A 2,763-nucleotide genomic window follows, 5' to 3' on the forward strand; every position below is an offset into this window, starting at 1 on the left:
ATGACAGACTCACTCAAATTGTTTACCTTCGCGTTCGGTTGCGTGATTGTTCAATGCGGACTCTTGCAATCTAACGCGGTTGCTCAAGTTCCAACTGCAGGCCCCGAATACGATGTTCTTAGAGACGATGCCGGGGAGTGGGATGTTGAAATCACCAGTTACGCAAGTGGGACTCCTGAAGTCACCAAAGGCATTGAATCCAACAGGATGCTAGGCGACTTTTGGCTGATCAGCAACTTTGAAGGCAAAATGATGGGGTTAGAATTCAAAGGCCATGGATGCACTGGCTACGACGCCGAGGCAAAGAAATACGTTGGAACCTGGGTGGATTCTTTAAGTCCTGGAATAATGCACATGAAAGGTGACTACGACAAAGACAAAAAGACAATGACGCTTGTCGGAATTGCACCTGGCATGGACGGCAACCCGGCCAAACACAGGTTGACCACGGTCTACAAGGATGGAAGACGTGTGATGACCATGTACATCACTCTCCAAGGCGGCGAAGAAACCAAATTCATGCAATTGGCGTACACAAGAAAAGAGAAGTAGATGAGCTGAACATCGGCGAAGCCGAAGTCCCCGAGGGCAGTACGGCCGATGTCCTGGAGTTTCTTCAAAATACCCGTCGCCGCACGGTAAACAAGTACAATCGGTCAAACCGACAACGTTCTGGGCAACATACAAGAGCTATTGAAGGTCCAACGGTGCGTGAGAACAACGGCTTCCCTATTCGATTTCGATTTAGCATATTGACGCTTCTCCTGACCACTTGCGCGACGGCCTGTTTCTTCGCTATCTACCGGCACTTTCATCAGCCAATTGTTGCGGCTCATCTCTAAATCCTTTCGCAACATCACATCCGCCAGAATGACACGTCGCCAACTCAGCCGTAAGAAAAAAGCTTGCTTCGGCATCGTGACAACGGGCCTGTGCTTACTGCTGATCGAATTCGCGTTGACGCTGCTGGGCGTCGGACGATCGACCGATCACGCGGACCCGTTTGTCGGTTTTTCAAACCAAGTCCCCTTGTTCGAACCATTCACCGATGACGCCGGGAAATCATGGCTCCGAACGGCAGAGAACAAATTGGTTTGGTTCAACCACCAACAATTCGGCGCCGCCAAACCAGCCAACACCAAACGCATCTTTTGCGTGGGTGGATCCACGACGTTCGGACGCCCCTACGACGACACCACGTCCTTCTGCGGCTGGCTTCGAGAATGGTTGCCGCACATCGACGCCACCACCAACTGGGAAGTCGCCAACGCCGGCGGTGTTAGCTACGCGAGCTATCGTGTTGCCACCGTGATGAAGGAATTGACCGCCTACGAACCCGATGTCTTCATCGTCTACACCGGCCAGAACGAGTTCCTGGAACGTCGCACCTACGCCGACTTCTTTGATCAATCCGCAATACAGCTTTGGCTCAGCGGGTGGCTCGCCAAGACTCGCACGTATGGCTGCATCGACTCGATCCTTCGGCGTCAACGCGACACGAAACCGAATCCCAACGTCAGTGTGCTGCCCGCCGAAGTCGACGAACGACTCAATCACACCATTGGCCCATCGGACTATGTTCGCGACGATGAGTGGCGCCGCGATGTTCGACTCCATTTCCAGTTCAACCTCAATCGAATGATCGACATCGCTCGTGCATCGGGCGCGAAGATCCTGTTTGTCGTGCCGGCGTCCAACGAAAAGGATTGCAGCCCCTTCAAGATCGAACCGGAGGCGACGGATTTCCAAGACGGCCAATCTGCTTTCGCGAAACTGGATTTCGCGCGTGCCAAGGAAGCGTTTCAGACGGCGCTGAATCTTGATATCTGCCCGCTTCGCGCCCCCGACGAGTTTTTGGATATCGTTCGCAACTTGCCAAAAGCCGACGACGTTTGTGTGGTCGATTTCGACCGGCAACTGCGTGAGGTCTGCCTCGCCGAACAAGGGCACGATCTACTGGGCGACGAATACTTCCTGGACCACGTTCATCCGACCATCGACGTTCACCGCCGCCTGTCGCTGTGGATCGCCGATGCGATGCGCCGGTCCGAATGGTTATCGCCCGCCGCGCTCGGCACCAAGGATATTCCCAGCGAAACGCTCGCCGACGTGGACGCGTTGATCCAAAGTCGCATCGATCCGCGTAAACAAGGAGTCGCGCTGCGAAACCTCGCCAAGGTCATGCACTGGTCGGGCAAATTCGAAGTCGCCGAAGCCCGTGCTCGCGATGCGATCGCCAAACTCAACGGTGACGCCGAAAGTCAATTCATCTTGGCCGATTGCTTACGATGGACCGGCCGGATCGATGAATCGGTACGGGTTTACCAACGTGCGGTCAACGAATTTCCTGGTGACCTGCGGGGTGCACAGCGGTTTGGGCAGTTGCTCTTGGAACTTGGCCAATACGAAACGGCTCAGGGACTTTTCTCGATCGCTGTGATCGGTTGGCCGGAAACCAACCCACGTCATTGGTCGGCACGCTACCAACTTTCACTGGCGTGCATCGGCTTGGCTGACTTTGAATCCGCGCGAACCGAGCTCCAGCGCTGTCACGAGCATGATCCAAAGAATATGGACGTAACGTTTGCGCTGGCCGAATCATGTGCCGGAGTCGGCGACACCGATACCGCCCTTAAACTTTACAATCGCGTCCTCGATGCCTTCCCCAACGATGTCGAAACCCACGTGCGTCTCGGCTACCTGCAGCTCAACCGCATGGATCCACAAGCCGCTGCCGCAAGCTTCGCCACGGCTCTCTTGCTC

Annotated in this window: 3 protein-coding genes; 2 read left to right on the plus strand and 1 reads right to left on the minus strand. The window is 55.0% G+C overall.

The genetic code is table 11. The annotated features are described in order from the left end of the window. Nucleotides 1–552, plus strand: a 552-nt coding sequence (locus ABX962_RS34175; RefSeq protein WP_372726138.1) for a DUF1579 domain-containing protein, incomplete at its 5' end; no start/stop codon positions are given. Nucleotides 553–656: 104 nt separating this feature from the next. Here the strand turns inward: ABX962_RS34175 and ABX962_RS34180 are convergent. After that, complete coding sequence (locus ABX962_RS34180) at nt 657–917, minus strand: hypothetical protein (RefSeq protein WP_372726139.1); 261 nt, start codon at nt 915–917, stop codon at nt 657–659. 1 nt (nt 918) lies between these two features. On the opposite strand from ABX962_RS34180, the gene ABX962_RS34185 reads away from it, so the two are divergent. Next, nucleotides 919–2,763, plus strand: a 1,845-nt coding sequence (locus ABX962_RS34185; RefSeq protein ID WP_372726140.1) for a tetratricopeptide repeat protein, incomplete at its 3' end; no start/stop codon positions are given.

This window comes from Novipirellula sp., from assembly GCF_041583735.1.
GTDB lineage: Bacteria > Planctomycetota > Planctomycetia > Pirellulales > Pirellulaceae > Novipirellula.

Coding starts and splice junctions, on each gene's coding strand:
- ABX962_RS34180 (WP_372726139.1), bottom strand. CDS start 917: ATGCCGAAGCAAGCTTTTTTCTTACGGCTGAGTTGGCGACGTGTCATT.